The organism is Sphingobium sp. AP50 (assembly GCF_900109095.1).
Taxonomy (GTDB): domain Bacteria; phylum Pseudomonadota; class Alphaproteobacteria; order Sphingomonadales; family Sphingomonadaceae; genus Sphingobium.
Genome location: NZ_FNYZ01000005.1, coordinates 222179 through 249039 on the forward strand (window position 1 = coordinate 222179; position 26861 = coordinate 249039).

At 63.7% G+C, this 26861-nt stretch carries 29 protein-coding genes; 14 read left to right on the top strand and 15 right to left on the bottom strand.

Annotation, left to right across the window (positions count from 1 at the left end):
* Positions 1–33: 33 nt before the first annotated feature.
* The 7 genes from BMY84_RS11755 to mscL form a co-directional block, all read right to left on the bottom strand.
* Entirely contained in the window at positions 34–909 is an 876-nt protein-coding gene (locus tag BMY84_RS11755) for a CheR family methyltransferase (RefSeq protein WP_093084011.1), read from the bottom strand.
* Positions 909–1985 (bottom strand): chemotaxis protein CheB, encoded by a 1077-nt coding sequence (locus tag BMY84_RS11760; protein WP_093084091.1) that lies wholly within the window; start codon positions 1983–1985, stop codon positions 909–911. Before BMY84_RS11760 ends, BMY84_RS11755 begins: the two co-directional genes overlap by 1 nt.
* Positions 1986–2055: 70 nt before the next feature.
* The gene (locus tag BMY84_RS11765) at positions 2056–2421 is read right to left on the bottom strand and encodes a response regulator (RefSeq protein WP_093084013.1); all 366 of its coding nucleotides are present in this window, start codon (positions 2419–2421) and stop codon (positions 2056–2058) included.
* Positions 2422–2506: 85 nt separating this feature from the next.
* Positions 2507–2944, bottom strand: coding sequence for a chemotaxis protein CheW (locus BMY84_RS11770; protein WP_093084015.1), 438 nt, complete (start codon positions 2942–2944; stop codon positions 2507–2509).
* Positions 2945–2955: 11 nt separating this feature from the next.
* A complete protein-coding gene (locus BMY84_RS11775; RefSeq protein WP_093084016.1) occupies positions 2956–5325 on the bottom strand; it encodes a chemotaxis protein CheA in 2370 nt (789 codons plus the stop codon).
* 140 nt (positions 5326–5465) lie between these two features.
* The gene (locus BMY84_RS11780; protein WP_093013809.1) at positions 5466–5735 is read right to left on the bottom strand and encodes a hypothetical protein; all 270 of its coding nucleotides are present in this window, start codon (positions 5733–5735) and stop codon (positions 5466–5468) included.
* Positions 5736–5881: 146 nt separating this feature from the next.
* On the bottom strand, positions 5882–6319 hold the full coding sequence (gene mscL / locus BMY84_RS11785) for a large conductance mechanosensitive channel protein MscL (protein ID WP_093084018.1): 438 nt from the start codon (positions 6317–6319) through the stop codon (positions 5882–5884).
* A gap of 103 nt (positions 6320–6422) precedes the next feature.
* On the opposite strand from mscL, the gene BMY84_RS11790 reads away from it, so the two are divergent.
* From BMY84_RS11790 to BMY84_RS11810, 5 genes are read left to right on the top strand one after another with little or no spacing between them, the layout of a single operon-like run.
* Positions 6423–7025 carry a LemA family protein gene (locus BMY84_RS11790; RefSeq protein WP_093084019.1) on the top strand — a complete coding sequence of 201 codons (603 nt, stop codon included), beginning with the start codon at positions 6423–6425 and terminating at the stop codon, positions 7023–7025.
* 14 nt (positions 7026–7039) lie between these two features.
* Positions 7040–7546 carry a TPM domain-containing protein gene (locus BMY84_RS11795; protein WP_093084021.1) on the top strand — a complete coding sequence of 169 codons (507 nt, stop codon included), beginning with the start codon at positions 7040–7042 and terminating at the stop codon, positions 7544–7546.
* A complete protein-coding gene (locus tag BMY84_RS11800) occupies positions 7543–8358 on the top strand; it encodes a TPM domain-containing protein (RefSeq protein ID WP_371262412.1) in 816 nt (271 codons plus the stop codon). The genes BMY84_RS11795 and BMY84_RS11800 overlap by 4 nt, the downstream gene beginning before the upstream one ends.
* Positions 8358–9035: a TPM domain-containing protein gene (locus BMY84_RS11805; protein ID WP_093084024.1), complete on the top strand. Its 678-nt coding sequence runs from the start codon at positions 8358–8360 to the stop codon at positions 9033–9035. The genes BMY84_RS11800 and BMY84_RS11805 overlap by 1 nt, the downstream gene beginning before the upstream one ends.
* The gene (locus BMY84_RS11810) at positions 9032–9574 is read left to right on the top strand and encodes an NUDIX hydrolase (protein ID WP_093084025.1); all 543 of its coding nucleotides are present in this window, start codon (positions 9032–9034) and stop codon (positions 9572–9574) included. Before BMY84_RS11805 ends, BMY84_RS11810 begins: the two co-directional genes overlap by 4 nt.
* Positions 9575–9596: 22 nt before the next feature.
* Here the strand turns inward: BMY84_RS11810 and BMY84_RS11815 are convergent, their stop codons facing one another.
* Positions 9597–10052 carry a DUF6456 domain-containing protein gene (locus BMY84_RS11815; protein ID WP_093084027.1) on the bottom strand — a complete coding sequence of 152 codons (456 nt, stop codon included), beginning with the start codon at positions 10050–10052 and terminating at the stop codon, positions 9597–9599.
* Between the two features lie 97 nt (positions 10053–10149).
* Between BMY84_RS11815 and BMY84_RS11820 the strand changes: the two genes are divergently transcribed.
* Together BMY84_RS11820 and BMY84_RS11825 are read left to right on the top strand one after the other, a co-directional pair.
* Positions 10150–10713: a helix-turn-helix domain-containing protein gene (locus tag BMY84_RS11820; RefSeq protein ID WP_093084029.1), complete on the top strand. Its 564-nt coding sequence runs from the start codon at positions 10150–10152 to the stop codon at positions 10711–10713.
* 57 nt (positions 10714–10770) lie between these two features.
* Complete coding sequence (locus BMY84_RS11825; protein WP_093084030.1) at positions 10771–11943, top strand: glycosyltransferase; 1173 nt, start codon at positions 10771–10773, stop codon at positions 11941–11943.
* Here the strand turns inward: BMY84_RS11825 and BMY84_RS11830 are convergent.
* On the bottom strand, positions 11938–13575 hold the full coding sequence (locus tag BMY84_RS11830) for a molybdopterin oxidoreductase family protein (RefSeq protein WP_093084032.1): 1638 nt from the start codon (positions 13573–13575) through the stop codon (positions 11938–11940). The genes BMY84_RS11825 and BMY84_RS11830 overlap by 6 nt on opposite strands.
* Before the next feature lie 121 nt (positions 13576–13696).
* Here BMY84_RS11830 and modA point away from each other — a divergent pair, with 121 nt between their 5' ends.
* The gene (gene modA, locus BMY84_RS11835; protein ID WP_093084093.1) at positions 13697–14467 is read left to right on the top strand and encodes a molybdate ABC transporter substrate-binding protein; all 771 of its coding nucleotides are present in this window, start codon (positions 13697–13699) and stop codon (positions 14465–14467) included.
* A 3-nt stretch (positions 14468–14470) separates the two neighbouring features.
* On the opposite strand, the gene BMY84_RS11840 is transcribed toward modA, so the two are convergent.
* Positions 14471–15217 (bottom strand): HAD-IIB family hydrolase, encoded by a 747-nt coding sequence (locus tag BMY84_RS11840; protein ID WP_093084033.1) that lies wholly within the window; start codon positions 15215–15217, stop codon positions 14471–14473.
* Between the two features lie 166 nt (positions 15218–15383).
* Between BMY84_RS11840 and BMY84_RS11845 the strand changes: the two genes are divergently transcribed.
* The 6 genes from BMY84_RS11845 (at position 15384) to BMY84_RS11870 (ending at position 22488) form a co-directional block, all read left to right on the top strand.
* Positions 15384–16493: a hypothetical protein gene (locus tag BMY84_RS11845; protein ID WP_093084035.1), complete on the top strand. Its 1110-nt coding sequence runs from the start codon at positions 15384–15386 to the stop codon at positions 16491–16493.
* 91 nt (positions 16494–16584) lie between these two features.
* A complete protein-coding gene (modB, locus tag BMY84_RS11850) occupies positions 16585–17289 on the top strand; it encodes a molybdate ABC transporter permease subunit (RefSeq protein WP_093084094.1) in 705 nt (234 codons plus the stop codon).
* Positions 17279–17902, top strand: coding sequence for an ATP-binding cassette domain-containing protein (locus tag BMY84_RS11855; RefSeq protein WP_093084037.1), 624 nt, complete (start codon positions 17279–17281; stop codon positions 17900–17902). The genes modB and BMY84_RS11855 overlap by 11 nt, the downstream gene beginning before the upstream one ends.
* 74 nt (positions 17903–17976) lie before the next feature.
* Positions 17977–18624 (top strand): hypothetical protein, encoded by a 648-nt coding sequence (locus BMY84_RS11860; RefSeq protein WP_143075030.1) that lies wholly within the window; start codon positions 17977–17979, stop codon positions 18622–18624.
* A 536-nt stretch (positions 18625–19160) separates the two neighbouring features.
* A complete protein-coding gene (gene rfbB, locus BMY84_RS11865; RefSeq protein WP_093084040.1) occupies positions 19161–20231 on the top strand; it encodes a dTDP-glucose 4,6-dehydratase in 1071 nt (356 codons plus the stop codon).
* A gap of 58 nt (positions 20232–20289) precedes the next feature.
* Positions 20290–22488, top strand: a complete 2199-nt coding sequence (locus BMY84_RS11870; RefSeq protein WP_093084042.1) for a DUF4214 domain-containing protein — start codon at positions 20290–20292, stop codon at positions 22486–22488.
* A gap of 7 nt (positions 22489–22495) precedes the next feature.
* On the opposite strand, the gene BMY84_RS11875 is transcribed toward BMY84_RS11870, so the two are convergent.
* The 5 genes from BMY84_RS11875 to BMY84_RS11895 all read right to left on the bottom strand — a co-directional run.
* A complete protein-coding gene (locus tag BMY84_RS11875; RefSeq protein WP_093084043.1) occupies positions 22496–23290 on the bottom strand; it encodes a class I mannose-6-phosphate isomerase in 795 nt (264 codons plus the stop codon).
* Between the two features lie 33 nt (positions 23291–23323).
* On the bottom strand, positions 23324–24493 hold the full coding sequence (locus BMY84_RS11880; RefSeq protein ID WP_093084096.1) for a polysaccharide biosynthesis/export family protein: 1170 nt from the start codon (positions 24491–24493) through the stop codon (positions 23324–23326).
* 122 nt (positions 24494–24615) lie between these two features.
* Entirely contained in the window at positions 24616–25518 is a 903-nt protein-coding gene (locus BMY84_RS11885; RefSeq protein WP_093084045.1) for a GDP-mannose 4,6-dehydratase, read from the bottom strand.
* A 4-nt stretch (positions 25519–25522) separates the two neighbouring features.
* The gene (gmd, locus tag BMY84_RS11890) at positions 25523–26557 is read right to left on the bottom strand and encodes a GDP-mannose 4,6-dehydratase (protein WP_093084047.1); all 1035 of its coding nucleotides are present in this window, start codon (positions 26555–26557) and stop codon (positions 25523–25525) included.
* A gap of 10 nt (positions 26558–26567) precedes the next feature.
* Positions 26568–26861, bottom strand: a 294-nt coding sequence (locus BMY84_RS11895) for a UDP binding domain-containing protein (protein ID WP_305825960.1), incomplete at its 5' end; no start/stop codon positions are given.

The window sequence follows — 26861 nt, forward strand, 5'->3', positions numbered from 1 at the left end:
TGACCGACAAAAAGATGGGCACTGTGAATGGATTCAGCAAACCCGCCGGATGGCCCCGCCAGCGCAATCGGGCTGCAACGCTTTGCAGGCATAACCACCACGAAACTCGGCATGGGGCACGAAATCATCGCCCTGCCCTATCACCGTTTCGCCCGCCCCCAACAACAACACGCTGTTCGCATGACTGTGTCGCGCCAGCAGATGCAACACCGCCTGGCGCCGCTCCGGCGTGAAATAGAGCAGGACATTGCGGCACAACAGCAGATCATATTCGCCCGAAGGGGCCCGCGGATCGAACAGATTGTCGCGGCGAAAATCGATCATCCGGCGCAGTTCGGCGCTGGCCCGCCAATCATCCCCATGGGGTTCGAACCATTTCAGCAGGTCGCCGACAGACAGCCCGCGCTGCACGTCCATCTGCGAAAAGACGCCAGACCGCGCCTGATCGATCGCGGCGGTAGAAATGTCCGTCGCCAATATCTCGATCCGCCACCCCTGCCAGCGGGCCGCGTCATTGCGCATGCGGATCGCCAGCGAATAGGCTTCTTGCCCCGTCGAGCAGCCCGCGCTCCAGATGCGCAGCGTCCGGTCGGATCGCTCCTGCTGGATATGCGGCAAAATCTGGCGATGAACCATGTCGAAGACCTGAAGATCGCGGAAGAAACTGCTCTCATTGTTGAGCAGCGCGTTGACCACATCCTCTTCCAGCGCAGCATTGCGCTTGCCGACCACCTGCGCCGCCAGATCATCGATGTCGCGCAGGTTATGGGTGCGTATCACCGGCCGCAGCGCGGTTTCCATGCGCCAAGCCCGGCCTTCCGACAATATCTGCCCCGTGCGCGCCTCCAGCAAGCCCGACAGGATGCGCGCGGCCCCCTGCCATGCGACGCCGTCGGGAAGCGGCGCCATCAGGCGGCCACCCGCCCGCGCCGGGCCACGAAGGTCATGATCGCCTGCGGCTCCATGATCGCGCAGGTCAGCCCTGCGCCCGCTACGGAACCGGGCATACCCCAGACCACGCTGCTCGCCTCGTCCTGTGCGACGATCCAGCCGCCCGCCGCGACGATATCCCGCGCACCGGCCGTGCCGTCCCGGCCCATGCCGGTCAGGACGACACCCGCCGCCCCCGCGCCATAAACCTCGGCCATACTGGCAAACATCGGATCGACACCGGGCAGATTACCGGCCGGAGTCCGTTCCGGGTTCAGGATGATGTTGACCCGGCCATGCAAGCCCCGCCTTATCTGGAGATTGGCATCCCCCGGCGCGACATAGACGGTATCCGGCATCAACAGATCGCCGGTTTCGGCCACCTTCACCCGCAGGCTGGTCATGCGCGACAATTGCTGGGCGAAATAGCCGGTGAAGCTGACGGGCAGATGCTGCGTCAGCAGGACGGGCACGCCCAATGGCGCAACCAGCCCCTGGAATAATTGCCCCAGAGCATGAATGCCCCCTGTCGAAGCACCGATGCCAAGGCACCCCAGCGGCGCGTCGGCCGGCACGGCGGCGACCGGCGTTGGCGCGCGGGAAAAGGCCACCGGGCGATCGCCGAACAGCCGGTTCAGCCGCTCGATCAACGCCTGCGGAAATTGCTCGCCAAAGCTGCCACTGCCTGGCTTCGACACGATATCGCTGGCGCCCAGTGCCAGAGCCTCGACTGCGGCGGCGCTGCCCTCCTCGCACTTGCCGGACAGGATGGCGACCTTGACCGACGGATTGGTGCGCAGGATTTGCGGCAGGGCGGCAAGCCCGCTCTGCCCCGGCAATTCGATGTCGAGCAGCACCAGATCCACCGCATGATCCGCCAGATAGCCCAGCGCATGTTCGGCGCTGTTCGTCTTGTGGACGACGCGATAGGCCGGATCGGCATTGAGGATACGTTCGATCACTGTGCGAACGACGACCGAATCGTCGACGACCAGCGTGCGAACCCGGCTGGCATCGCTCCTGTCACTGGTCATAATCGGCATGATGGCAGTCATCACGAAGACTTTCTGCGCGGAAACGAAGGAAAAGGGCCTGACAGGCCGGAGCGGTGGCGCGACAAGGGCGTCAGATCACCCCCACGATCGCCAGCTTGCTTTCCAGTGTCTCCCGATCGAACGGCTTCATGACATATTCGTCAGCGCCTGCTTCGACCGCTGCCTTGATATGGCTGATGCCATTTTCGGTGGTGCAGAAGATGATCTTCGGTCGCGCCGCCATGCGGGCGGTCGACAGGGCCTGAAGAAACTCCATTCCGCTCATCACCGGCATGTTCCAATCCAGCAGCACCACGTCGGGCACAGAGGCTTCGCACTGGGTCAGCGCATCCTGCCCATCCACCGCTTCACTGACCGTCAGGTCCAGCGATTCGAGTATATGTCGCGCCACCTTGCGGATGACCTTGCTATCGTCGACAACCAGGCAGTTTTTCATGTAGCGTCCCTTGAGGTATTGCGGCCCATTGCGTCGGCGATACGCGGTAAAAGCAAGGATTTGGTAAACAGGTCGGGCAAAGCGGTTAGGCCGCCTGCGCGGTCGGACTGCCTTCGATGAAGGCGGACAGCGAAACCAGCAGCCAGGGGTGCCCTTCATGCTCCACGATCGCGCGGGCATAGGGTGCCCATGCCGCATCGAGTTGACCGCGCAGGGGCATTTCCCCTTCGGGCACACGGCAGATGTCGGACACGCCATCCACCATCAGGCCATAGCTATGCCCGCTGATATTGGCGATGATCGCCAGCCCGCGCTGTTCGGCAGGCGTGCGCCGACCATGGATCAGCGCGGCGACATCGATGATGGTAAGCACCCGACTGCGCAAAGCCGACAGGCCGGCGACATGCGCCCCCATGCCCGGCACGGGCGATATTTCGGTCAGGCGCACAACCGCCTCCACCTCACACGCGTCTACCGCGATTCGGGTGCCGGCCAGAGTGGCGAGAAGATAAAGCTGATCCATGGTTCCGCCCCTTATCCGCGCCGTCCGGCGATCGCCGCCATCAGCGCGGCCTGATCATAACGATAGATGCTGCCGTCCTGCGGATCGACCGGCCGGGGCGATGCACGCAATTGCACGACCCGGCAGCCCATGATCTCCGCCGCCTGCGCCGCACCGGCATCGGCGCACAGCACGACATCATCGGGATCGACCGCACTGTCGCCGGGCAGGCCCAGCACGACATCATGCCCGGCCTGACGCAATAACGGCGCCAATATCTCGCGCGTCCACCCATCCTCCGCATCGGCCAGCAGGCAACGCCCGGTCGCGCGCTCAGCCGCCCCTTCTTCGGGCAAGGATGCGAACAGGGCGAAGGGGTTTATGACTTCCAGATGCTCGCCATCGATCACCGCAACGCCGCTCAACAGTCCATGCATCGCGATCATGTCCGGCACGGCGGGCATCTGCACGATGTCCAGCACGGCGGCGACCGGATAACAGGCCTCTCGCCGGTCATCGCGCAGGCGCAGCGCCGACACCTTGTCCCGGTCGAACTGCGACAGGCCGTTCGCTACGGGCACCAGTCGACCATCGAGCCGCACGAAGGCGCGATTGCCGGACCGTCCGAACAGGCGGGCGTCGACATCCTCGACCCGTTCGATCAGCGACAATTTCAGCAACCGCTTTTCGCCCGACAATTCCTCGAACCGCAGCGCCGCGACCATTTCGACGCCACTCTGGGCGTCCGCCGCCTCTTCCTGCTGCCGCGCCGCACGGTCGTCGATGATATCGGGCAGATTGGCGGCGCTGGCCAGCCCCGCCGCGTCCAGCAACAGCATCGGCTTGCCATTGTCGGGCAGGGTCATGCCGGCATAGACGCCCGTCGCCATCACCAGCGGCGACGCCGGGCGGATCACCAGTTCCTCATGATTGTCGACTGCCGACACCCCCATGGCAAAGGGCACGCCCGCTGCCGATCGCACGACCATGATGGCGCGCGGACCCGACTGGGCGGGCTTTTCCATGCCCAGCACATCTTCCAGATCGATCATCGAGTGGCGCACAGACCGGATCGTCGCGATCTTCGCCCCGCCCACTTCGCTGATCTGCAACGTCTCATTATTGTCGTGCAGGATTTCGACCACGGCGGCGCGCGGGATGGCAAAATGCTGCCCGCCCGCCCGGACGATCAGGCCCGGAATGATCGTCAGAGTCAGCGGCACGCGCAGCGTGATGCACAGCCCCTTCCCCAGATGATTGTCGAGCGCAATGACGCCGCCGATCCGCTCCACATTGGCGCGCACCACGTCCATGCCGACGCCCCGGCCAGAAATGGCCGTCACCTGACTGGCGGTGGACAGGCCCGGTTGGAAGATGAGGTCAAGCTTCTCCTGCTCGGTCATCCGTGCAGCCGCCACCGGGGTCAGGCGACCCGCAGCAATCCATTTCTCGACCAGCCGCGCCGTATTGATGCCCGCGCCATCGTCCGCGATCGCGATGACGATCTGGTTGCCGGACTGGCGCGCCTCCACCCGCAGGCTGCCTGCTTCCGGCTTACCGACGGCACGGCGCTGTTCGGGCGTCTCGATGCCATGATCAATGCTGTTGCGCACGATATGGGTGAGCGGGTCGACGACCATCTCCACCATCTCGCGGTCCATCTCGACATCGCCGCCCTCCAGCGTCAGGTCGATACGCTTGCCCAGTTCCCGGCCCAGATCGCGTACCATGCGCGGGATGGCGGCGAACAGGCGATCGACGCGCTGCATCCGCGTCTTGGAAATCACGTCGCGCATGTCCGCGACACAGGTCGACAGACGCTCGAACACATTGTCCAGTTCGGGGTCGGCGGTCCGCTCGCGCAGCTTGCGTGACAATTCGTTGCGCGCCAGCACCATGTCCGACACGCCGTTCATCAACTGGTCGATCAGGCTCAAAGGCAGGCGGATCGTGCGCGGCCCGGTCTGCATGCCGCCCTGACGCGGCGCCGGGGCCTGCGCCTTGATCTCAGGCTCGGCGACCACCTCGTCATCGGGCAGCGCGCTCAGCGCGCCAATCAGGAAATCATCATTCTCGCTCGGTAGTGCCGCGCCATCAGCCACCGCCTCGGCCAGTTCGCCGATCCGGTCCATGATGCCCAGAACCGCGCTGACCGTTGCCGGATCGGCCATGCGCTTGCCCATGCGAATGTCGGACAGCACATCTTCGGCGGCATGGCTCAGCCGTTCGAAACGCGGCAGGTTCAGGAAGCCGCAACTACCCTTCACCGTGTGGAAGAATCGGAAGATCGCATCCAACCGGTCCCGATCCAGCGGATCGGCTTCCCAGGCGACGACCTCACCGGCGAGCGCCTCCAGCGTCTCCTGTGTTTCGGAGATGAATTCCTGTAATAGTTCGTCCATTGCCGATAGGCCCCACCGCTGCGCGCATCCGCACCATGGCGGGGCGTGGTTAAAGGGCCGTTAAAGGCACGACGAGACACAAAAAGGGGCGCCGCGATTCCATCGCGACGCCCCTTTTGCTCAGTCAGAAAACTGCCTGATTATTGCTTCTTCTCGACCGCGTCGCCGGCCTTTTCGCCCGCTTCGCGCGTCGCATCGGCCTTGTTCTCCAGGGCGTCAGCAGCATTTTCGGCCGCGTTCTCGGCGTTACCGCTCAGATTGTCAGCCAGCGCCTCCATGTTGTCGGCCTGGTTATCGAGCGCGTCCGCCTGATTCTCGTACGCATTCTCGACCTTGTTTTCCTGCTTGGAATCGCACGCAGCGAGCGAAACCATAGCGGCAAGGCCAAGGATAGAGACGAAAGTTTTCACGGCGTTTTCTCCTGTTTACGCCCCCATGGGCTACCGTCTTTGGACAAGGCAGCGGCCACCCGCAGGCAGCCAGCAGACCCTGACGGCGATCAACCGGTCGCGCCCGCTATGGTTCCCGCAACCGGCTCGTCTCGTCGCATAAACGCTTATTTTTTGAGCGAATCCCGGATTTCACGCAGCAGCAGCACGTCTTCGGGCGTGGGTGCAGGCGCGGCCGGTGCGGGCTCGGGCTTGGCGGTCAGCTTGTTCATCACCTTGACCAGCAGGAAGATGATGAACGCCAGGATGATGAAATTGACCAGCACCGTCAGGAACTGGCCCCAGCCGAACATGGCGACGCCCGCCGCCTTCAGATCGGCATAGCTTTCCGGATTGCCCTTGAACCCGGCCGGCAGGTCGCCCAGCCGGATGAAGTAGCGGGAAAAGTCCGCCCCGCCGAAGATGAAGCCGACGACCGGCATGATCAGATCGTCGGTCAGCGACTTGGTGATCGTGGCGAAGGCGCCGCCGATGATCACACCGACCGCCAGATCCATCACATTGCCGCGGTTGATGAAAGTCTTGAATTCCGAAATCAGCCCCATGGTTCAGGCCCCTTATACCATCTGTGATAATGACTGCATGGCCCGTTGCGCCGCGCGGGGCAACGTCCTATTTCCTCCAGCGAAACATAGCCGAGGATGTTCCATGACGCGCCTGCGCCGCTTTTCCGCTCTCCTGCTGCCGATCTTCGGCCCGCTCGCTTTGTCCGCATGCGGCATCAACAGCGTGCCCACCGCCGAGGAGGCGGCCAAGAACAAATGGGGCAACGTCCAGGCGCAATATCAGCGCCGCGCCAATCTGGTCGACAATCTGGTCGCGACGGTCAAGGCCGCTGGCAAGCAGGAACAGGACACGCTGGTCAAGGTGACGGAGGCGCGCGCCAAGGCGACGTCGGTGCAACTCAATGCAGAAGACCTGTCCGACCCTGCCAAACTCGCGCAGTTCCAGGCCGCACAGGCGCAGTTGAGCCAGGGTCTGGGCCGTCTGATCGCGTCGACCGAAGCCTATCCCGACCTCAAGAGCAATGAGAATTTCCTGCAACTCCAGTCGCAACTGGAGAGCACCGAAAACCGCATCGCCATCGCCATCCGCGATTATAATGCAGCGGTGCAGGACTATAATGTTCGCATCCGCACCTTCCCCGACGCGATCGGCGCCAAGCTGATCCACGGCGCCAAGCCCATGACCCCGTTCCAGGCGACCACGCCCGGCGCGGAAGAAGCGCCCAAGGTCGATTTCGGCAAATAAGCGACGGATCGGCCATGATCCGTTCCGTCGTCCTGATGGGCCTTGCCATGTTCGGCAGCAGCGAAGGCGCCGTGCCGACGCCAAAGCCAGCGATGGAACTGACCGGCCGGGTGGTGGATCGCGCCAACCTGATCGATGAAAGGCTGGAAAGCCAGCTGACCGCCCGCCTCGCCCGGCTGCAACGCGAAACCCGCGTCCAGATGGTCATCGCCACTACGCCCTCACTCGATGGCCAGAGCATCGACAGCTACAGCCTGCAACTGGCCAATAGCTGGGGCGTCGGCAGCCGGGAGCGCAATGACGGGCTGGTGCTGCTGGTGGCCCCGAACGAACGGAAAGTCCGCATCGAAGTGGGAAAAGGACTGGAGTCGGTGATGACCAACGATCTTTGCGCCGACATCATCCAGCGTTCGATCATCCCCCGCTTTCGCAAGGGCGACATGGCAGGCGGCATTATGGCCGGGGTTGACGCCATCTTTCCGATCCTGAAGGCACAACCAGCGCTGCGAGACGCCGCATGACGATGATACGCGCGCTCCTGCTGCTGGCGCTGCTCCTGTGCGCACCGACGGCTTGGGCACAGACTTTCCCCAAATTTGACGACAGCGGCGTGGTCGATGCCGCCAATCTGCTCGATCCGGCGCAGAAACAGGCGCTCAGCGCCAAGCTGATCGCGCAGAAGAAGACCAGTGGGCGATCTTTGGTGGTCGCCACCATCCCCGACCTTCAGGGCTATGATATTCGCGACTATGGCTATCAGTTGGGTCGCGCCTGGGCGATCGGTGACAAGCAAAGTCAGGGCGCCGTGCTGATCATCGCGCCTGCCGAACGCAAAGTGTCGATAGAGGTCGGCTATGGCCTGGAGGGCATCCTTACCGACGCCCTTTCCTCCCAGATCGTCCGCAATACTATCACCCCGCACTTCAAAGCAGGCGACATGGTCGGCGGCATCAACGCCGGCGTCGATGAAATCACCAGCCTCCTTGCCCTGCCGCCCGATCAGGCAAAACAGCGCGCGCTCCAGGCCGAAGAGCAGACCAAGCGGCAGAAGGACGATGACGGTGGCGGCATCATTGCCTTCTGGATCATCCTGTTCATTATCTTCTTCGTCGTCCTGCCACTAATGTCGCGCGCGCGCGGCGGCACCCGCTATCGGCGAGGCGGTGGCGTGCCGCCGGTCATCATCTGGGGGCCGGGTACTGGCGGTTCAGGCTGGGGATCGGGCAGCAGCGGCAGCGGCTGGGGCGGATCAAACTGGGGCGGCGGCGACAGCGGCGGCGGCTTTTCAGGTGGCGGCAGCTTCGGCGGCGGCGGCGCATCGGGGGATTGGTGATGCAGCTTCATCTGACACAGGCGGACCATGACCGCGTATCCGCTGCCGTCACGGCGGCGGAAGCCCACACCTCCGGCGAGATTGTGACGATCGTCGCGCGCCGATCCGACAACTATCATGATGTCGGGCTTAGCTGGGCGGCGGCGGCGGTATTCATCGCCCTGGCGCTGATGGCCGCCTTCCCCGCGCATCTGCGCGCCTTCCTGTCCATGCTGCTGCTCGACTGGGAGCATGAACTGGCCGATTGGAAGCTGCTGATGGGGCTGCTCGGCCTGCTCATCCTCAAATTTCTGGTCGTGCGCTATCTGCTGGCGATCATGCCGCTGCGTATGCTGATGACCCCGCGCGCAACCAAGGCGCGGCGAGTGCGGCGGCGGGCCATCCTGCTGTTCCGCACCGCGGCCGAGGCGCGCACACGCGGGCGCACCGGCGTCCTCCTCTATCTCTCGCTGGACGAGCATCGCGCCGAAATCGTCGCCGACCGCGCCATCAACGAACAGGTCGCGCCAGAGGCATGGGGCGACGCCATGGCCACGCTGATCGACGCCATTCGGGCCGGCCGCGCTGGCGAAGGCCTTGCAGAAGCGATAGGGCTGGTCGGCATCGTGCTGGCCGCGCATTTCCCGCGCGCCGATGATGATATCAACGAACTTCCGGACAGGCTGATCGAATTATGAGCGACCCCGACTGGCACGCCCCCGAACAGATCATGTGGGAAGGCCGCTTCATCACCGCCAAGACGCGCGGCAAATGGGAATATGTTGGCCGCGCGCGCGGCATCAACGCCGCTGTCATCCTGGCGATCGATGAAGGAGAGGATGGCCCGCACGTCCTGCTGGTCGATCAATATCGCGTGCCGCTCGGCCGCCGCTGCATCGAACTGCCCGCCGGGCTGGTCGGCGATCAAGAGGAGGGCGAGGAAGCCATGCTGGCCGCCGCGCGCGAACTGGAGGAAGAGACCGGCTATTTCCCCGCCCGGCTCGAATCGCTCGGCCAATTTTACAGCTCGCCCGGCATGGTGTCGGAAAGCTTCACCCTATTCCGCGCCCATGATCTGACGAAAACCGGTGAGGGCGGCGGCGTGGAGGATGAGGATATCCACGTCCACCGCGTGCCGATCGCGGGCATTGCCGACCAGATCGCCGCATGGCGCGAACAGGGCTATGCCATGGACGTGAAGCTGCTGCTGCTGCTCGGCGCCGGGATGATCGCCTGACGCGATCGGTCAGGGCACCGGTTCAGGGCACCCGATACCATCCCGCCACCCGGTCCAGCGCCAGCGTCAGCACCAATTTGCCCGCCCGGCTGGGCCAGCCCAGCGCCTTTTCCGCGGCGACCACGCCCTCCCCGGCGCAGGCGACCCGCCATAATATATCGGCCAGCCCCGGCCCCGCCGCCGCGATGGCGCCATCGAATCGCGCCCGCGCCGCCATCTGCGCCAATGTCGGATCGGGCCTCTCGCCCGGTCCGCGCCGCCCGCCCTCGCGCGGCGCGGCGTCCCATCGCATCGTCACCCGCGCGCCCAGCCCGGCCCGCTCCCAGTCGGCGCGCAGCATGTCCCCCGCCGCATAATGACGCTCGCTCAGATGCCCCCGCGCGCGCAGCCAGGCCAGCGGCGATTCGCCCAGATGGACCAGCACCGCCTGCGGCCGCCCATCCATATCCTCGATAATCTGTTCGATATGGTTCGCCATTGCACCTCTATCCTCCGAGAATCAGGCGCACAGGGCTTGCCATCGCGGATATTCTGTAGGAAAGATAAAACCAAATAGGTTATCGATCGAGGTCCGGATGATCACCCGCATAAGAGAAGTCCGCAAAGCGAAGGCGCTGACGCTGGAACAGGTCGGCGCGCTGTGCGATCCGCCGACCACGGCCCAGACGATCGGCCGACTGGAAACCGGCACGCGCACCGTATCGGTCAAATGGCTGAACCGCATCGCGCTGGCGCTGGGCGTGACCAGCGCCGAACTGGTCGCGCTGCCGGGACAGAGCGAGATCGCCGTCGCCGCGCTGCTTGGCCCCGATGGCGCAAGGGCGCCGACCCGCGCCCTCACCTTCCCGCCGCCAATCGCATCGGACGGCATGGTGGGTGTCCATGTCGGCGCCAGCATCGGCGATTATCGCGCGGGCGACGCCATCTGGTGCCGCCGCATCCTGCCAGAAGATTATGGCAGCGCGCTCAACCGCGACATATTGCTGCCGCGCCCGGCGGGACGCTTCCTCTTTGGCCGACTGATCGGGCGCGAAGGCGACCGGCTGCAACTGCTGCCGCTAGGCACCGGCACGCGCCAACTGGTGCTGACCGACCCGCCCTGGGCAGCGGTTGCCGAACAACTCGTCCGACGTCTCTAGCCATTCCATCGCTCAGCGCTTAACCAAGCGTCAAAGCTGTGCATCCAAAGTGGGACCATGACACTCAACGTCCTCATGCTGTCGACTCTCTTCCCCGACATCAGCCGACCCAATTTCGGCGTGTTCGTGGAACGGCAGGCGCGCGAACTGGCCAGCCGGCCGGAAGCGGACGTCACCGTCATCGCGCCGGTGGGCCTGCCGCCATGGCCGCTGTCGCTGGCCGGGCGCTATGCCCCGCTGCGGGCATTGCCGCGCAAGGAACGGTGGCGGGAACTGACCGTCTATCGCCCCACCTTCCCCATCATCCCCAAATTCGGCGGGCGCACCAACGTCTCCGCCATGACCCGCGCCATCCTGCCGCTGGTCAGGCGCCTGCATGCGGAAAAGCCGTTCGACGTCATCGACGCCAGCTTCTTCTTCCCCGACGGCCCGGTGGCCCAGCGCCTGTCGAAGGCGCTCGGCATCCCCTATTCGGTCAAGGCGCGCGGCGCAGACATCCATTATTGGGGCACGCAAAGCGGCACCCGCAAAATGGTACGGCAGGCCGCAGACGGCGCGGCGGGCCTGCTTGCCGTATCGGATGCGATGCGCCGCTCCATGGCGCGCATGGGCATCGATGCCGACAAGATTCGGGTTCATTATACCGGCGTCGATCTCGACACGTTCGAACTGACCGATCGGGCCACGGCCAAGGCGGCACTGGATTTCAACGGCCCCGTGGTGCTTAGCGTGGGCGCGCTGATCCCGCGCAAGGGGCAGGATCTGCTGGTCCGCGCGCTGCCCCATCTGCCCGACGTCACCCTGCTGCTGGCGGGGCAAGGGCAATATCGGCGCGTACTGGAAAGTCTGGCGCAGGAACTGGGCGTGGAACGCCGCATCGGCTTTCTGGGCTCCGTCCCCCATCACAAGCTGCCCCGCATCTTTGCCGCCGCCGATGTGATGGCCCTGCCATCCGAGTCGGAAGGGCTGGCCAATGCCTGGGTGGAGGCGCTGGCCTGCGGCACGCCGATCGTGATCAGCGATGTGGGTGGCGCCCGCGAGTTGCTCGACCGGCCGGAAGCGGGGCGGATCGTGGATCGCGATCCCGAAGCGATTGCCGACGCCATTCGCGCGATACAGGACAATCCGCCCTCTCAGGCGGCAGTGCGTGCGTCGGCCTTGCGCTTCACCTGGCAGGCCAATGGCGACACCTTGCTCGCCCATCTTCAGGGCATCGCCGCTGGTTCATAAGGACGGCAGGATAAGCCGCGCCCGTCCATCGATGGTGGGAAAATGCCCGCCGTCGAACGGCACTTCGCCCCAGCGCCAGGGGGTCAGTTCGTCATAGGCGGGATTCGAAATGGGGGCATGGCGCTTCAGGTTCAACAATCGCGCGCCCTCGTTGCGATAGGCGGTCAGGCGGACATGTTCCCGATACAGGTCGGCCGGCCGCTCATAATGAAAGGCGTCGCCCCAGCCCATCGCCTGCGCCACCTTCGTCACCGCCCACCAGTCCGGCTTCGCCTCGCCCGGCAGCGAGAAGATGCGGCGCTGTCGGCTGACCAGCCGGTCGGGACCGGTCAGCGTCCCATCCTTCTCGATCCAGCCCGGTGAGGGCAGCAGCACATCGGCATCCTCCATGCCATCCGCCAGATCCCGGCTGGCGATCAGGAACGGCACCAAGGACCGCGCCTGCCGCAACCAGGGCGCGGCCTCCGCATCGGCACCGATGCTCCACAGCGCCTGAATGCGCCCATCGCGCATAGCCTCCAGCAGCGCGTCACCCGTCTGACCGGGTGCCTCCGCCAGCAAACGCGCGCCCCAGAAGCGCCCGACATCAGCCCGCGCATCCGCCGAAAAATCCCGATGCGCCGCCAGATCGCCCGCGACGCAGCCCACCTCGCGCCCGCCCATGCCATTGGCCGCAGCGGCCAGCGCAAAGGGCGCCGCACCGGGCCGGGCGATCCGCCCGGTCGCCAGATGCAGATTGAGTATCGCCGTCACAGCGGCCGACCCCGCCGCCTCGCTGAACAAAGTCACCAGCCGATCGGCAGCCGCCATCTCTTCATAGAAAGCGCGAATGGCAACCGGCGACAGACCGCAGGCTCGCGCCACCGACCAGATATCATGCCCCTGCCGCGCCGCCGCCCAGAAATCCGGCGACACGGCGACATGCCGGTCCAGAAAGCCCCGATCGACAAGGCCGACATCATGACAGTGCAGCAACAGGCCGGTCAGCAGCCGGCCCGTGCTCCCCGGTGCGATGGTCAGCCGCAGGTCGGCATCGACCGCCTCACTCCCCTCCCCTTCCGTCAGCACGATCAGGCGCAGCCCCAGTTCGCTGCGCGCCTCCTGCACCCGATCGATCAGCACGGGATGGGTTTGCGCCAGGCCCTCGCCCAGCATCAGCAGCGTTTCGGCCTGTTCGATATCCTCGACCGCAGCAGGCATCACATCCTCGCCAAAGGCACGGTGCTGCGCCGCCGCGATGCCGCTCTCTCCCCAGACTCCATGGATATGCGCCGATCCCAGAAAGCCCTTCATCAGCTTGTTGGCGACATAATAATCCTCCGTCACCAGCCCGCCGGACACGTGCAGGGCAATGCTGCCGGGGCCATGACGGGCCAGAATCGCCGACAGCCGACGCGCGACATGGGCAATCGCCTTGTCCCAACCCACCCGTCGACCGCCGATCATCGGATGGAGCAGGCGCCCGTCCAGCGCCGCCGACGCGGACAATCCATGCCCGCGCGGACACAGCCGACCGCCATTGGCCGGATGCATCCGATCGCCTTCGACGCGCAGGAAGCGATCATCATCCGTGATCGCGCGAATGCCGCACCCCGCGCCACATTGGCCGCACAGGCTTCGAACGATCGTCATCTCAAAAGGGAAGCCAGGCCAACAAGGCGAAACGCGCCATCATCGCTGCTGCCTAGCCTATTGCACGGGCGGACAAAAGCCCATGGTTGCGCGACCGGAACGCAGGGCGCATGCAGGCTATATGACTCGCCTGCTCCTGCGCTTCACCGCCCTCCTCGCCCTGCTTGCCTCCCCCATGGCACAGGCGGCCTCCAATGATCGCGGCCCGGTGGTGCTGGCGGCAGCCAGTCTTCAGGAGGCGATGACCGCCGCCGCCGATAGCTGGGCCGCGCGCGGCCATCCCCGCCCGACCCTGTCCTTCGCCGGCTCCTCTGCGCTCGCCCGCCAGATCAAGGCCGGCGCGCCCGCCGACCTGTTCCTGTCCGCCGACGAAGAATGGATGACCGATGTCGAACGCGCAGGCTTCGTCGCGCCCGGCACGCGGATCAATGTCGCGGGTAACCGGCTGGTGCTGATTGCTCCGGCAAAGCGACCGGTCCGCCTGAAAATCGCGCAGGGCATGCCGATCGCCCGCACGCTTGGCGACGGTCGCCTCGCCATGGCCGATCCGGACAGCGTACCGGCGGGAAAATATGGGAAGGCAGCGCTGACCGCGCTCGGCGTCTGGCCCTCGGTCGCGGCCAAGGTCGCGCGCGGTGACAATGTCCGCGCCGCGCTCGCGCTGGTGGAACGCGGCGAAGCGCCGCTCGGCATTGTTTACGCCACCGATGCGCGCGCATCGAACGCGGTGCAGGTGGTCGGCGCCTTCCCGGTGGGCAGCCATGCGCCGATCCGCTATCCGCTCGCCCGGCTGAAGGCCAGCCGCAACCCCGATGCCGAAGGCTTCCGCCGCTTCCTGATGTCGGGCGCGGGCAAGGCAATCCTCGCCCGCTATGGCTTCACCGCCCCCTGAGCTTTATTTCAAGCAGGCCACCAGCCCGGCTATCACCGCCAGCGTCTCCTGCGGGTCGCGCACCCGCACCGTGTCCAGCCCCAATTGCTTGGCCGGATAATCGTTGCCGCCCGGAAAGATAGCGTCGCCAATGAACAGCATCGCGTCCAGTGCGATCCCGCTGGCGTCGCGCAGCTTCTGAAGGCCATAGGCCTTGTCCACGCCTTCGCGGGTGATGTCGATCGATGTCGCCCCGCCCATATTGATCGACAGGCCCGGCAGGCGCTGGCGCAAATCCGCTTGGATGATCTTGCGCTTGGCGAAATCCGGGTCCCAGCCTTCCTTGGCATGGATCGGCGCCTGCTGTCCCAGAGCGGAAAAGGTGATCTGGCTGCCGCGATCCTCGATCCGCTCGCCCCATGTCTGTTCGGGCACGAAGCCGGTCGCCTCCAGCGCCGCGTCGAAAGCCGCCAGGATCGCCGCCTTCTGCACCTCGTCGAACAGTTCGGCATAGACCGCCGACCAGCCATCTGTGCCATGGGTATAGAGTTTCGTGCCCGTGGTCGGCATCAGCCACAGCCGCGACCGATCGGCGCTCTCGGGCAGGCGGCTCGCCACCTGCTTCTGGAATTGCGGCCAGTCCCCGCCGGAAATCACCGCGACATGGGCAACGGCCAGCAACTCGGCCAGGGCATCGCCCATCGCCTCGCCCAGCGGCTGCTTGCTTTCCGCCAGCGTGCCATCAAGGTCGAACGCGACCAATTGCTTCATTCATCGTCTCCAGCGCCGCCAAACAGGGCGCAAATCGGGGAAAGGTGCGGTATCATCCTGCGATCATCGGTCAAGGCCCGACGCACCACTTCGGACTGGCCCGGTTCATCTGCATGGGGATATCCCTAAGCCCCAACCGGTTTCGATACTATGAAAGGCGTCTGCTTTGCCTTCCCTGCTTCTCGCCTCGCTCTGGATGGCCGCAGCCACCACGTCGCCCCCCAACATGCTCGACTTCCAGTTCCAACCGGAACGGCAAAAGCTGTTGTTCGACTGGTCGAAACAGCGTTGCAAGGACATCAATATCATCCCTGACGCGCCCGCCCGCGCCTTCCGCCGGGCCGATGGCAAAATCAGCCTGTCCGCCAATCATTTCATCAACTGGTCCCTGACCGGAACAAGCTGGTCCACGCTCAAGCCCAACTGCACCCCCACCTTCGGCCCGGCCGATACCGGCGCCAATCAACATGCCTGGATCGAGGCGACCTATACGATGGATGGTCGCAATGTGGCCGCTCTGCTCAGCCGCGAACTGTCGATTGATGCTGATCCGCGCAACTGCACGCCGGGCAAAGGCGTGAGTTGCTGGCTCAGCGACATATTTTCGGCGCAGTCCAGCGACATGGGCCGCCGCTATCGCATGGGGGCGGTCGCCGCCTCCATGGGCGACCGGATGCCGCCTGCCAGCCCGAGACGCTATGGCGTCTTCACTACCAGCAACATCGCCCGCGGCCAGAGTGGCTATTTCATGCTCGCCTATCTGGATGGCGTCGGCTCCCCCAGAGGCAATTGCCTGCTCCGCAGCGACAATCCGATGGACCCGTCGCTCTGGCGCGCATGGGACGGCAAGCAATTTTCGCTCGCTTTGTCTGACCCGGCGCAGGCGCGACGCTGCGAAGCCATGCCCCAACTGGACGAGCCAGTCCGGTCGATCAGTTGGCTACCCAAGCAGAAACGCTGGCTGGCCACGATGGTCACGCAGCGCATCATAGCGGGTAAGCTGACCGAAGGCTTCTTCTACTCGACCAGCGGCAATTTGCGGGATTGGGAGCCGGCCCGCCTGATGATCGAAGCCCCGGTCTTCCATTCGCGACCCGGCATGGACAGCCGATGGAGCTATCCGGTGCTGATCGATCCGAACAGCCAGTCGCGCAATTTCGAAACGCTGGATCATGATGACGTGCTGCTCATCTTCGTGCGGCGCCGTTTCGAAGGCGAAAATGGCACGATGGATCGCGACATAGTGTCCATGCCGGTGCGAATCAGCGCGAAATAGCGCGCCCTCTTCCGATAGAGGAGAAATCCTGCCACAATCGGGCGGACATCATGCCGCTTCACCGCCCTTCTTCTTGCCCTTTCCGCTGCGTATGAACTGGCTTCCCACGCCGGACGAATGGGCCGTCCTGATCCTGTCGCTCCAGGTCAGCCTGGTCGCTGTCGGCGCGATGTTGCCGATCGCCTTCGGCCTGTCCTGGCTACTGGCACGACGCCGCTTTCCGGGACGCCTGCTGGTGGAAGCATTGGTCTATCTGCCGCTGGTGGTACCCCCGGTCGTGACTGGCTGGCTGCTCCTCATCCTTTGCGGCGCCAACGGGCCGATCGGCCGCTGGCTGGCGGACTGGTTCGGCATCACCTTGCTGTTCCGCTGGACCGGCGCAGCACTGGCCGCCGCGATCATGGCGATGCCGCTGATGGTCCGTGCAATGCGTCTGTCGATAGAAGCGATCGATCGACGGCTGGAGGATGCCGCGCGCACGCTTGGCGCATCGCCCTGGCGCCTGTTCTGGACGATATCGCTGCCGCTCGCCCTGCCCGGCGTCCTGGCGGGCACGATGCTCGGCTTCGCCCGGTCGATCGGCGAATTCGGCGCCACTATTACCTTCGTGTCCGACATCCCCGGCGAAACCCGCACGCTGCCGATCGCCATCTACGCGGCGTTGCAGGTGCCCGGCGGCGAAGCCATGGTCAGTCGCTTCGCGATTATTTCCGTCCTTCTGTCTCTCGCGGCGTTGCTTCTGTCGGAACTGCTGGCCCGCCGCTTCACCCATGGACGGGTCGTCCATGTCCTTTGATATCGACGTCCGCCGCCGGATCGGCGACCACGACATCGCCCTGCAAATCCGCACCGGCGGCGGCCTGATCGCCCTTGTCGGTCCATCGGGGGCGGGCAAGACCAGCCTGCTCAACATGATCGCCGGCCTGCTACGCCCCGATGCCGGCCATATCGTGGTCGGCGGCCATATCCTGTTCGACAGCGCAACCGGCATCGACCTGCCTGCCGCCCGGCGCCAGACCGGCTATGTCTTTCAGGACATGCGCCTCTTTCCCCACATGCGCGTCCGCTCAAATCTTCTCTACGGTCGGCGCAATGCGGACGACGCAGATCTGGACGAACGCCTGGGCTTTCTGGGCATCGGGCATTTGCTTCGCCGCCTGCCTGCCACCCTGTCCGGCGGCGAAGCGAAGCGGATTGCGATCGGCCGCGCCCTGCTGTCGGACCCTGCCTTTCTGCTGATGGACGAACCGCTTTCCTCGCTCGATGAGGCCCGTCGCGAAGAGATCATGACCGCGATCGAGCGCATGCGCGACCAGCTAGGTCTGCCGATCCTCTATGTCACGCACAGCCGGGCAGAAGCAGAAAGATTGGCGAGCGAAACAATTTATCTGAACCCGGCACGCGATTGAGCGTTGCCCCCCTGCCCATTCTTTCCCCCGACGACAGCTTTGCACGGCGCGCATCGCACGATATGGAACCGCTTATGTCCGAACCCGATATCGACGGCGCAGCTATCATGGCCGCGCTTGCCCGCCTCGACCAGCGTCTGAATAATTTGGAAGTCCAGATGCGCGATTGCATCAGTCAGGTGGAGCGCACCCATCATCTCGCGGAAATGGTGCTGAACGAAGTCCATGCCCGCCGCCGCCAGCAGAAACCAGATGGAGCGGTTGAAGGTCGTCGCTGGTCTGAAACAGGCTTCCCTATTATCGAGCGCAATTGGCCGATCCACTTCAGCCTGAGCGGAGAAGGCGCCGACTTTTTGGCAGGCGGCTGGTCTTATCCCGAAACTTGGGGAATATGGGGCTGCGGTGATCGCCACGCACTGCGGTTTGCACTGGACGATTATCGTGGGGGCTATATCGAATTGACCCTCACCGTTCAGGGCTTTGCCGCGCCCGACGCCCAACGACCGACTGTCGATTTCATCGCCAATGGCTATTTCCTGGATTCGCACTCGCTGCGCCCCGACCCGCACGGCATCAAATTGCGTCTGCCACCGGCCTGCATCGGCGAGGGCGATATCGCCCTGCATATGAAGGTTGATGCAGCTGTTTCCCCTGCATCAACGGGTCTTAACGAGGACGAACGCGAATTGGGAGTCGGCCTGCTAACGCTCGATATCAACTGACCGCATATAGTGGCTTCGATAATATTCGCGTAGCTGCCTGCCCTATTCCTCAAGGAACAAAATCGGTGCAGTACAGCCGCTTTCTTCCCGACGGGATCGTTCTGCGCTCAGGACAAAGGATGCCTTCCTCCAGCCATGACCTTTTCCGACAGGAAATTGGCGGCATGATGCGGGAATAAGGGGACGATTTACAGAAAGCGTGATTGCGCTGCACCTACACCCTGTCTAGGTCCGCAATGGATGCGGCCCGATATGGAACGGACCAGAGTGAACAAAATTCCCTCTTTTCATTCAATGTTCGAAACCTGTGGACCGGCTGGCAGAATTGACCATCAGAAATATATCCGGCCGGTCGCGCCAGTCGCCGTCACAACTTCACGTCAAACGGAAACTGTCACGATCAGCCTGATTGCCAAAACAGGTCGGTTGCCGCTACGCTACGCCCCACGAGGGGGCAGCACAGAATAGAAGTCAAAATCCAAGCCCATGGTCGTGCGACCATGTGGCGCGTCTCAACCGGGTAAATAGAGGACTATATGGCCAATTTGATTGTCACGGGCGGCGCGGGTTTCATTGGCGCCAATTTCGTCCGCCACTGGCGCAAGGTTTCGCCCAATGACGGCATCGTCGTCCTCGACCTGCTGACCTATGCCGGCAACCCGGCCAATATTTCGGATGTGGCCGACGTCACGCTGGTCGAAGGCGATATTTGCGACACCGATCTGGTGTCGAAGCTGATCGCCGATCATGATGTCGATACGGTCGTTCACTTCGCTGCGGAAAGCCATGTCGACCGGTCGATCACCGGCCCCGACGCCTTCGTCACCACCAATGTCGTGGGCACGCACAGCCTGCTCAAGGCCGCCAAGAGCGCCTGGCTGGACAAGGGCAGCGGTAAGCCGCACCGCTTCCACCATGTGTCGACCGACGAAGTCTATGGCACGCTGGAGCCCGAAGATCCCGCCTTCAGCGAAACCACGCCCTATGCGCCCAATTCGCCTTACTCGGCGTCAAAGGCCGGGTCGGACCATCTGGTGCGCGCTTATCACCACACCTATGGCTTGGAAACGACGACCAGCAATTGCTCGAACAATTACGGTCCCTATCAGTTTCCCGAAAAGCTCATCCCGCTCTTCACGCTCAACGCGCTGTCGGGGCGCAACCTGCCCATCTATGGCGACGGCATGAATGTGCGCGACTGGCTGCATGTCGAGGATCATTGCGTCGGCATCGAATTGATCCTGCGCAAGGGCCGGATCGGTGAAACCTATAATGTCGGCGGCGGGCAGGAACTGCCTAACATCGAAGTGGTGAAGGAAATCTGCCGTGGCGTCGATGCCGCCTTCGCCGCCAATCCCGAACTGGCGCGCATCTTCCCCGATGCGCCGGCAGCAAAGGGTGGCAACAGCACCGACCTCATGACCTATGTCGAGGATCGCAAGGGCCATGACCGCCGTTATGCGATCGATGAAACCAAGATCCGCTCGGAACTGGGCTATGAGCCTGCCCGCGATTTCCCGCAGGGTTTTGCCGAAACACTGAACTGGTATCTGTCGAACGAAGACTGGTGGCGGCCGCTGGTCGAGCGCGCCAAGATCGCTCGTTGACCTTTCCCGGCCGCGCATCCCCCACGGATGCGCGGCCGGCCTCTATTGCGGACACCCCATGAAGCTCGACATCATCATCCCGGTCTATCGCAACGCCGCGATGGTCCGTGACTGCATCCGTTCGCTGGCGCCCCACCTGGCGGAAATCAGCGACTGCGCACCCCGGCTGATCGTCATCAACGATTCGCCCGATGATGAGGATGTCGAACGCTATCTGGCCTCCAGCGAAGCGGTGCGGTCGATCGGCCTCATCCTGCGCAACAAGGAAAATCTGGGCTTCGTCCGCAGCGTCAACAAGGGGCTGGCCCTCGCCCGCCAGCGCGGCGCCGGCGCCCTGCTGGTCAACAGCGACACGCTGACCTACCCGGGCACGCTCGCGGAAATGGTGGCCGTGCTCCACGCCGACCAGCAGATCGCCTTCGTCTGCCCGCGCTCCAACAATGCGGCGTTGTCCACCTTCCCGCAAATGCCCAATCCGCTGTGCGACGCGGATTCGCCGCCGGAAACCTGCCATCGCGCCTGGCAGATGCTGCGCCATCACCTGCCCCGCTATACGCTCGCTCCCACGGCCGTCGGCTTCTACATGCTGATCGCCGACCATATCCTGCGCAATTTCGATCCACTCGATGAGGAATTCGGCGTTGGTTATGAGGAGGAAAATGACCTCGTCATGCGCGCGGGCAAACTCGGCTATCGCGCCGCCATGGCCAATCATGCCTATGCCTATCATGCCGGCTCTGCCTCCTTCCTGCTCAAGGATATGGACCTGCGCAGTCAGCAGGAAGGCAATCTGACCAAGATGATGGAGCGGCACCCGGAATTCCTGCCGCTGGTGCGCGCCTATGAGGGCACGGTCGACTATCGCGCCGAAACACAGCTTAAATCGCTGCTGCCAACGCCGCAAGGACGCCGCAAGGTCGCGCTCAACCTGCTGACCATGGGCACCCATCATAACGGCACCAACGAACTGATCGTCAACGTCATCCGCTGGCTGGAGGCGAACCCGCCGCGCGATTTCGACATCCACGCCATCTGCAAGCCCGGCGTCGCCGAATTCCATGGTTTCGCCGACTTCAAGTCGATCCGGATCGAGGAAAAGATCCGGCCCGATTATGCGCTGTCGATCTTCTTCGGCCAACCGTTCGACCTGCACATCGTCAACCTGATGGAATATCTGGCACCCATCAATATCTATGGCATGCTGGACGTGATCGCGCTGGATTGCAGCAATCTGCGCGGTCAGGACGATATCGAACCGATGTGGCGCCATGTCGCGGAAAATGCGGATGGCGTCTTCTTCATCAGCGAATTTTCCGGCCAGACGTTCCGCAACCGTTTCGCCCGCCATTTCCGCACCAACGCTTACACCCGGCTGCTGCCCACCCGGCTGTCCGCCTATCGCGAAGTCGGCCATGGCGCATCGGGCGGCAGCGACCATGTGCTGGTGATGGGCAATCACTTCAAGCACAAGGCATCCGAAGCCGTCGGCCAGTTGCTGGCAGCCGCCCTGCCCAACATGCCGATCGTCGCTATGGGCGGGGTCGCGAGCAAGGATGGCAATCTCACCTTCGCCGCATCCGGCGCCGTGCCCGAAGCGGAAATGGATGCGCTGTTCGCCAATGCCAGCGTGATCGTGCTGCCATCCCATTATGAAGGCTTCGGCCTCGGCCTCGTCCACGCCCTGTCGCGGGGCAAGCCGGTGGTGGTGCGTGACATCGCCCCGGTCCGCGAAATCCTGGAAAGCTATCATGCGACCGACGGCGTCTTCCTGTTCAGCGACGATCAGGATCTGCCCGCACTGGTGACGCAGGCAGCACAGTTCGGCCGGTCCTCCGCTGACGATCGCGACGCAGCCGACTGGAACGACTGGGCGTCGGGCTTCTGGGCCTTTGCCGAAACGCTGTTCGACGATCCTGCCCTGATGGAACGCCTCCTGCGCCGGATCGAAAGCAGCGATGCGCTCAAGCTGGCGCATCGGCTGAAAGACAAGGACGATATCGCCTTCCAGCCCGAAGGACAGGTGCGTCAGGTATCGCTGGCGGTACTCTTCGCACTACCCGACGAAATCTTCGTCCAGTCGCTCTACAAGAATTTCCTCGGCCGTCCCGCCGATCCTTCAGGCCTCGACCATTATGTCCTCTCGCTGCGCAATGGCGCGAGCAAGAAGAAAGTCACCAAGGCGATCATGCGATCCGACGAATATAAGGCGAATGCCAGCCGCATTCACATCGTCGACCGCTGGCGCCTGATGCTCTGATCCGCAGTCAGACCGGGCGGGCCAGCAATCCCGCAGCCGCCCGGTCGACAACGACTTCATCGCCCCGATCGATCAGCCAAACGTCGCCCGGCTGCCATAGTGCCTCATTCACCCTGCCCGCACCGCGCAGCGGCACGAACCAGACCGCTCCATCATCAAGGCATAATCTCTCGCCTGCGGCCCAGGCGGCAAGTTCCATAGTAAAGGGCGAATCACGCCCATCCAGCAGCATTTGCGCCTCACCGAGCGGTGCATGGACTGACGGTCGCCGATAGGGCTCCAGTCGGCTGGCGGCGATGCCCTGATCCAGATGCAGTTCGCGCGGCCGCCCATAATCGAACAGTCGATAGGTCACATCGACATTCTGCTGTATCTCGACCAGCGTGATGCCCCCGCCAATGGCATGGACGGTCCCCGCCGGCACGAAATAGCAGTCGCCCGGCTGCACCGGCTTCCAGTCGATCATGTCTTCCAATGATCCACCGGCTGCGGCCGCCCGGAAATCCTCGGCCGACATCGGTTCGCGAAGCCCCAGCCCCAGCCGAGCATCGGGCGCACAGTCCAATATATACCAGGCTTCTTCCTTGCCGCCGCTCAGGCCGGCCGCCTGCGCCAGCCGGTCATCGGGATGCACCTGTATCGATAGAGATTCGCTGGTGAAGATATATTTGGCGAGCAGCGGCAGTCTCTCCCCGCCTTCGAACCATATCTCGCCAATCCGTCCGGCAGGCACGCCAAAATGGGCCGGGATATCCTCCCGGCCCCATGTCTTTTCGACAGCGCGCGCAGCGAGCTTGGGCATGACGGCCGTCCTGTCAGAGACGCTTCACAACGATCAGTTGCTCAGCGCATTCTCGATCGTCACGGCAGGCAGAACAACACCCACCAATATGTTCACGAAGCGCTGGAAGTCCGCGACCGGGCTGTTCGACACATACATCACGTCGTGATCCTGAATCTGGAAATTCTGCATCGCGAAATAGGTCGCGGGATCGCGCATGTTGATACGATAGATCACAGGAACACGCCCATCGGCCCGATGACCTACGCCTGCGCTATTGCCGACGCGCGCCGGATCTTCCCAGCGGAACAGGAACATCCCCTTGGGATCGGCTCGCCCATCCTGAAGACCGCTGACGCGACCCAGCGCCTGCGCCAGCGTGATGCCGGTCGCCTCGAACTGGATTTCACGATTGGCGCCCGTCGCACCCAACGCCGTGAAGCTGTAGGGCTGGTACAGCGCAGTCACGACATCGCCCGCCTTCAGCACGACATTCTGGCGCGGATCGCCGATGATCGCCTGCAACGGCATCATCTCGACCTTGCCGCCACGGCTGAGCTGGATGGTCATGCGCGTGGCCGCTTCCTTGGTACCACCACCTGCCGCGATCGCATCCAGAACGGTCTCGCCCTTGGGCGTCAACGGAATGCGCGTACTGTTATTAACGTCGCCAACCACTGACACCGTCGACGTCATATTCTGCGACATCCGCACATTGACCTGCGGCAGATGCGCCTTCAACCGCAGTCGACCGGTTATATCACGCTCGATGTCGGTCAAGGTCCGTCCCACTACCGGAATCGTTCCGGCAAATGGGATAGTGATCGCACCCGAAGGGCCGACCAGATAATCGGGCAAGCCAGTGCCACGGCTGGTTTCCGCAGATGTCGGCATTTGCGTCGCGCCGAACAACACGGCTGGCGGCGCTTCCCAGATGGTGATCTGCAACACGTCGCCAATACCCACGATCTGCCCCATCGGCGCCACACCGCCGAACAAGTCGGCAAAGCCGGGCTTGGGCTGCATCGCCGGCAGTTGGCCGCCCTGCGCATTCAGATCGATGATCTGAATGCCCTGTATCTCGGTGCTGCTGTCAGCGACCTTCAAAACCTGCTTCTTGCCCGGCCCTACGGACGTGCAAGCCGACGTCAGGATCGCCAGCGCCAACAGGGCATGCCGCCCAGACCGCGCGCGCACCTTCATTAGATCCGTCAATCTCGTCATCCGATCTTCCAATATCTTTGCGTCCACCGCTTTCGGGCGGAACCGCTCTGCCTATCCACTATAGGGGCTGGCCAGTTGCAAGCCCAATATTCACCGGCGCCCCAACGGGCCGCCGCAACAGATCATCCGTCCAGCATCCACCGCAGCGTATCGACCAGCGGCACATGCGCCAGCGGGCCGATAGCCGCCTCGATCCGCGCTGGATCGCCATAGAGGGTCGCAACCTCATTGGCGCGCACGAAATCGGGATTGATCGCCACGTCCATCCGGTGTCCCGCCAGCGATTGCACCATCTCCAGCACCTCGCCCAGTGTCACCGCCTTCCCGGAACAGAGCTGGAAAATACCCCCAACGGCCGTCGGCGCCTCGATCAACCGCGCATAGGCGTCGACCACCATGCGCACGTCGGAAAAGTCCCGCGCGACATCGATATTGCCCAGTTCGATCCGCTCCGCGCGTCGGCGCACATGATCCACGATCTTGGGAATCAGGAAATGGGCCGACTGCCCCAGACCTGTATAGTTGAACGGCCGCACGACGATGATCGGCAGGCGGTCGGCGAACAGGCGGCAGACCATCTCCGTCGCCGCCTTGCTGACCCCATAGTCATTGGCCGGCGCAATGGCGCTATCCTCGGTCAGGCAGCCGCCCTGATTGCCATGGATATTGGCGCTGCTCGCCACCAGTATCGATCGGGGCGGCACCGGCAACTGCGCCAGCGCCCCCAGCAGCAGGCGCGTACCAACCACATTGGCGGCATAGATTTCCGACACATCGCCATGCGCGACGAAGGAAATGGCCGCCAGATGCACGACATGATCCGGCTGAACCGCCTGAACAATCTGTTCCACGCTCGCACGATCAACCAGATTGCCCGCGTGGACCGCGTCGAAATACGGAATCGGCCCCGCCTCCGATGCATGGACGAGCGCATGCACCTCATGGCCTCGCGCCGCCAGCAAGGCCGCCAGATGCCGCCCGGTAAAGCCGCCGCCGCCGGTGATGAGGGTTTTTGACCGGGCCATGGGCCTAGAAGCTGAACCCGGCCTGGTTGCGGCGCAGGTCCGCCTCGACCATCATCTCGCACAGCCCTTCCAGCGATGTCTGCGGGGTCCAGCCCAGCTTGTCGCGCGCGCTGGCCGCGTCGCCGATCAACAGCTCGACTTCGGCCGGGCGATAGAAACGCGGATCGATCCGCATGAGCGTCTTGCCCGTCTTGCGGTCGATCGCCGTCTCGGCCTCGCCCTCACCGGCAAATTCGATCTCGAACCCGGCCGCACGGAAAGCGAAGGTCAGGAAGGTCCGCACCGTTTCCGTCCGCCCGGTCGCCAGGACATAGGTCTCCGCCTCGTCCGCCTGCAACATGCGCCACATGCCGTCGACATATTCGCGAGCAAAGCCCCAGTCGCGCGCGGCATCGATATTGCCCAGCGACAGGCAATCCATCTGCCCCAGCGCAATCTTCGCCACGCAATCGGTGATCTTGCGCGTCACGAACTCGCGGCCACGCAGCGGGCTTTCATGGTTGAACAGGATGCCGCTGCACCCGAAAATGCCAAAGCTCTCGCGATAATTGACCGTGCTCCAATGGGCATAGAGCTTGGCCACGCCATAGGGGCTGCGCGGATAGAAGGGCGTCCCCTCATTCTGCGGCACGGCCTGCACTTTGCCGAACATTTCCGACGTGCTGGCCTGATAGAAGCGGATCGTCGGATCGACGATGCGGATCGCTTCCAGCAGGTTGACCGCGCCCAGCCCGGTAATCGATCCCGTCGTGATCGGCTGATCGAAGGACACGCCAACGAAGCTCTGCGCGGCGAGATTATACACCTCGCGCGCGCCGGTCTTCTGCAACAGGCGGATCGACGCCGACAGATCAGTCAGATCATGTTCGACCAGATGAAGATTGGGATGATCGGTGATCCCCAATTCCTCGATCCGCCAGAAATTGACCGAACTGGTACGGCGATAAGCGCCATAGACCTGATAGCCCTTATCCAGCAGAAATTCGGCCAGATAGGCGCCGTCCTGCCCGGTAATACCCGTGATGATCGCGGATTTCATCGCGCGACGATCACCCCTTCTGCCCGACGCGTGTGATGGCAAAGCCCGCCTCGGTCGCTTCGGCGACGGGATAGATATTGCGCAGGTCGACCAGCACCGGCTGCACCATCGATGCGGCCAGGCGCTTGAGGTCCAGCGCCCGGAAAATATCCCATTCCGTCACCAGCACCAGCACGTCCGCGCCAGCCGCCGCTTCATAGGCATCCTTTACCATGGTCACGCCCGGCATCATCGGCGCGGCCACTTCCATGCCCTCGGGGTCATAGGCCACCACCTTCGCCCCCGCATCCTCCAGCGCCTGCAC

What these genes read in the sequence shown, in the direction of transcription:
- BMY84_RS11755 (WP_093084011.1), bottom strand. Translation starts at nt 909, where the DNA reads ATGGCGCCGCTTCCCGACGGCGTCGCATGGCAGGGGGCCGCGCGCATC.
- BMY84_RS11760 (WP_093084091.1), bottom strand. Translation starts at nt 1,985, where the DNA reads ATGACTGCCATCATGCCGATTATGACCAGTGACAGGAGCGATGCCAGC.
- BMY84_RS11765 (WP_093084013.1), bottom strand. Translation starts at nt 2,421, where the DNA reads ATGAAAAACTGCCTGGTTGTCGACGATAGCAAGGTCATCCGCAAGGTG.
- BMY84_RS11770 (WP_093084015.1), bottom strand. Translation starts at nt 2,944, where the DNA reads ATGGATCAGCTTTATCTTCTCGCCACTCTGGCCGGCACCCGAATCGCG.
- BMY84_RS11775 (WP_093084016.1), bottom strand. Translation starts at nt 5,325, where the DNA reads ATGGACGAACTATTACAGGAATTCATCTCCGAAACACAGGAGACGCTG.
- mscL (WP_093084018.1), bottom strand. Translation starts at nt 6,319, where the DNA reads ATGGGGCTGATTTCGGAATTCAAGACTTTCATCAACCGCGGCAATGTG.
- BMY84_RS11790 (WP_093084019.1), top strand. Translation starts at nt 6,423, where the DNA reads ATGACGCGCCTGCGCCGCTTTTCCGCTCTCCTGCTGCCGATCTTCGGC.
- BMY84_RS11795 (WP_093084021.1), top strand. Translation starts at nt 7,040, where the DNA reads ATGATCCGTTCCGTCGTCCTGATGGGCCTTGCCATGTTCGGCAGCAGC.
- BMY84_RS11800 (WP_371262412.1), top strand. Translation starts at nt 7,543, where the DNA reads ATGACGATGATACGCGCGCTCCTGCTGCTGGCGCTGCTCCTGTGCGCA.
- BMY84_RS11805 (WP_093084024.1), top strand. Translation starts at nt 8,358, where the DNA reads ATGCAGCTTCATCTGACACAGGCGGACCATGACCGCGTATCCGCTGCC.
- BMY84_RS11810 (WP_093084025.1), top strand. Translation starts at nt 9,032, where the DNA reads ATGAGCGACCCCGACTGGCACGCCCCCGAACAGATCATGTGGGAAGGC.
- BMY84_RS11815 (WP_093084027.1), bottom strand. Translation starts at nt 10,052, where the DNA reads ATGGCGAACCATATCGAACAGATTATCGAGGATATGGATGGGCGGCCG.
- BMY84_RS11820 (WP_093084029.1), top strand. Translation starts at nt 10,150, where the DNA reads ATGATCACCCGCATAAGAGAAGTCCGCAAAGCGAAGGCGCTGACGCTG.
- BMY84_RS11825 (WP_093084030.1), top strand. Translation starts at nt 10,771, where the DNA reads ATGACACTCAACGTCCTCATGCTGTCGACTCTCTTCCCCGACATCAGC.
- BMY84_RS11830 (WP_093084032.1), bottom strand. Translation starts at nt 13,575, where the DNA reads ATGACGATCGTTCGAAGCCTGTGCGGCCAATGTGGCGCGGGGTGCGGC.
- modA (WP_093084093.1), top strand. Translation starts at nt 13,697, where the DNA reads ATGACTCGCCTGCTCCTGCGCTTCACCGCCCTCCTCGCCCTGCTTGCC.
- BMY84_RS11840 (WP_093084033.1), bottom strand. Translation starts at nt 15,217, where the DNA reads ATGAAGCAATTGGTCGCGTTCGACCTTGATGGCACGCTGGCGGAAAGC.
- modB (WP_093084094.1), top strand. Translation starts at nt 16,585, where the DNA reads ATGAACTGGCTTCCCACGCCGGACGAATGGGCCGTCCTGATCCTGTCG.
- BMY84_RS11855 (WP_093084037.1), top strand. Translation starts at nt 17,279, where the DNA reads ATGTCCTTTGATATCGACGTCCGCCGCCGGATCGGCGACCACGACATC.
- BMY84_RS11860 (WP_143075030.1), top strand. Translation starts at nt 17,977, where the DNA reads ATGTCCGAACCCGATATCGACGGCGCAGCTATCATGGCCGCGCTTGCC.
- rfbB (WP_093084040.1), top strand. Translation starts at nt 19,161, where the DNA reads ATGGCCAATTTGATTGTCACGGGCGGCGCGGGTTTCATTGGCGCCAAT.
- BMY84_RS11870 (WP_093084042.1), top strand. Translation starts at nt 20,290, where the DNA reads ATGAAGCTCGACATCATCATCCCGGTCTATCGCAACGCCGCGATGGTC.
- BMY84_RS11875 (WP_093084043.1), bottom strand. Translation starts at nt 23,290, where the DNA reads ATGCCCAAGCTCGCTGCGCGCGCTGTCGAAAAGACATGGGGCCGGGAG.
- BMY84_RS11880 (WP_093084096.1), bottom strand. Translation starts at nt 24,493, where the DNA reads ATGACGAGATTGACGGATCTAATGAAGGTGCGCGCGCGGTCTGGGCGG.
- BMY84_RS11885 (WP_093084045.1), bottom strand. Translation starts at nt 25,518, where the DNA reads ATGGCCCGGTCAAAAACCCTCATCACCGGCGGCGGCGGCTTTACCGGG.
- gmd (WP_093084047.1), bottom strand. Translation starts at nt 26,557, where the DNA reads ATGAAATCCGCGATCATCACGGGTATTACCGGGCAGGACGGCGCCTAT.